Source organism: Natrinema soli (genome assembly GCF_028618695.1).
On sequence record NZ_JAQIVI010000623.1, the window covers coordinates 1 to 2,727 of the forward strand.

A 2,727-nucleotide genomic window follows, 5' to 3' on the forward strand; every position below is an offset into this window, starting at 1 on the left:
ATCGATCGTCTCGGACGAGAGTCGGAGGTCGGAGACGGTCACGCTCGTCGCCGACCGGACGACGGCGGTCAGCCGCTCGGAACCGACGCGAACCGTGTACTCGCCGGGCTTCGACGGCGTCCACGAGAGACGGTGGCTCGTCCCCTCGCCGGACGCGAGCGTCCCCTGCTCGTGATCGGCCACTCGGCCGTCGACCTGCAGGGTCGCGTCGTAGGTCCCGTCGCGATCGCCGACGTTGTCGACCGTGACCGGGATCGACACGGGTTCACCGACCGGAACTGCGATCACGTCGCCGTTCTCGCCGCCGGTCGCACCGATCGTCGACGATTTCCAGCGCGGCCACTCCCGGTCTCCCACGTCGATCGGCTCGGTTCCCAGCCCGTACTCGAAGACCGCGACCGGCTGGTCGAAGGCCGCCCCGTGCTGGCTCCGACTCCACATCTCGGGGGTCGCCTCGGTCCGCGTGTACCGCTCGGCGGCGGCCCGAACGTCCGTTCCGCCGTACTCTTCGAGCAGGCGGCGGAAGTCCGCCTCGGTTATCTCCCCCTCCCGGGCGTTCAGCGCGCGGAAAACGTCCTCGAGCGTGCGATCGCCGTCGGTCGCGAGCCGCAGCCGGCGGTCAATCTCGCCGTAGACGAGCGCTCCCCTCGCGTAGTCGGTATCCGGGTCGTCCCACGTCGATCGGTCGATCAGTACCCCGTCGGCGTACCGTGATCGCTCCCCTCGCTCGAGGAGGTCGCTGAAGTCCCCGAAGTCGGTTCGCCCGGTCTCGAGAGCGAGCAGACCCGCGTAGTAGTCGGCCTGGGCCTCGACGAGCCACTCCACTTCGGCGGCGGTGTCGGCGTTCGAATTGGAGAAGCGCTGTCGAACGTGGACGTACTCGTGGAACCAGACCGGGTTCGACTTGTCGAGACGTTCGTCGGCGACGACCCACGCGTCCGATCGGCCGTACTTGAGCCCCGGCGGCCCCCAGTCGACGTCGTTCGGGACCGCGACGACGAACACCTCGTCGCTTCGCATCCCGACGTCGAGTCGGTCGCTCGCATCCGCCAGCGCCGACAGGATCGCCTTGGGCGACTCCCGGAGGGTCGCGGCCTCGGGAACGACCAGCCTGAACGTCTCCCCGTCGACGGTCCGCCGGTGCTCTCGAACCGCACCGAAGAACGCGATGTCACCGCCGGTCGCACCCGGCCCGTCGACGCGCACCGCCTTTTCGATGCCGACCGGATCGGTCCGGCTGTACCGGATCGAAACGTCGGGCACCTGCACCACGCCCCAGTCACCGGTGTCGACGAACGTGTAGCCGTCGCTCGACGCGCCGACGGTCCCCTCGTCCCCTGTCCGATCGGCCGGCATCGTGTACCGGATCGTCGGCTCGTCGGTCGACTCGGTCCACTCGTAGGTCCGCTCGCCCGTCCGTTCGAACCCCGTCGTCGATTCGACGGTCGCATCGGGCTGGAGCGTGATCTCGAGTTCCGTGACGGGGTCGGGGACGTCGAACGTCGTCTCCGCCTCGAACAGGTCGGACTCCGCCGGACGGTGCCGAAGGACGGTCGTCCGGTGGAGGACATCCTCGGAGCCGACCGTCGCGGCCACTGATCCGGCGCTCGTCCCGGCCGAAACGAGCGACTCGCTGGGACCGACATCGAGACCAGACGTCGCCTCGGAATCCGCGGTTTGTGCCGGCTCGAGAGCACCGACGCCGGCCGGGAGACTTCCGATGAGCAAGACGACGAACACCAGAACGGCAACCCGAGACTTCACTAGCCATTGCTGGTAAGTCAGCGCTCAATACGTTTATGGCAGCCGTACTGTCACGTCCTCGAGAATCAGACGCGAACAAGAACGAACGAGGTCGGAAGAACCGGCGAGGCGGACGCTAATCGGACGCTTCCGCCGCCGCCAGCGGCTCGATCGCGATCTCTGCATCCACCTTTTTCTCGTCGGGTTCGCTATCGCTCACCGCTCCTCGAAAAATCTGGACCAAAAAGCCGCCTCACGCTGTTCGGCGGCGACTAATCGGACGCTTCCGCCGCCGCCAGCGGCTCGATCGCGATCTCCATCGTCACGCCTTCCACATCCCACTCCTTGCGGTGGCCGTCCTCGACCGCGCGGCGCTCGTCCGCGCGAACCTCCTCGCTGATCAGGTCCTCGCGGTCCGCGACGAGGTCGGCGACGCGGTCATCGTCGATCTCGAGATCCAGCGCGATCCGCTCTTCCACATCGAGATCGAGGTCCTTGCGCATCTCCTGGACGCGGCGGATGACTTCGCGAGCGTAGCCCTCGCTCTCGATGTCGGCGGTCAGCGAGGCGTCGACGTAGGCGACGCCGCGGTCGTCGCCGTCGGTGCCGAAGGCGGTGCCAGCGACGCCGTCGGGCGTCTGCGTGACGAACGAAACCATCTCGTCGGTGATCTCCTCGTTCGCTTCCAGCACGTCCGCGACGGCGTCTTCGATGGCCTCGAGGCTCGGTTCGTCGATGCGGGCCTCGTTGAGCGCGTTCATGACCCGCCCGGCGCGGTCGCCGAATTCGGGCCCGAGTTTACTCATATCGGCCTCGGCGCTGTAGTTCAGTTCGCCCCAGCGGTCGTCCGGCGAGACGAGTTCGATCTCGCGGGCGTTGAGCCGATCCTCGAGGAGACCGGTGTGGCGCTCGACGGCATCGACGACGCGCTGGTCGTCCGCGGCGACGACGACGCGCGGAACCGGCCAGCGCAGCTTTCGCCCG

At 67.9% G+C, this 2,727-nt stretch carries 2 protein-coding genes; both read right to left on the reverse strand.

Features of this window, described 5'->3' with window-relative positions:
• On the reverse strand, nucleotides 1-1,764 hold a 1,764-nt coding region (locus PGX04_RS28325), incomplete at its 3' end, for a CARDB domain-containing protein (protein ID WP_273741539.1).
• Nucleotides 1,765-2,015: 251 nt separating this feature from the next.
• A partial coding sequence (locus tag PGX04_RS28330; protein WP_273741540.1) for a DUF5915 domain-containing protein occupies nucleotides 2,016-2,727 on the reverse strand: 712 nt, incomplete at its 5' end.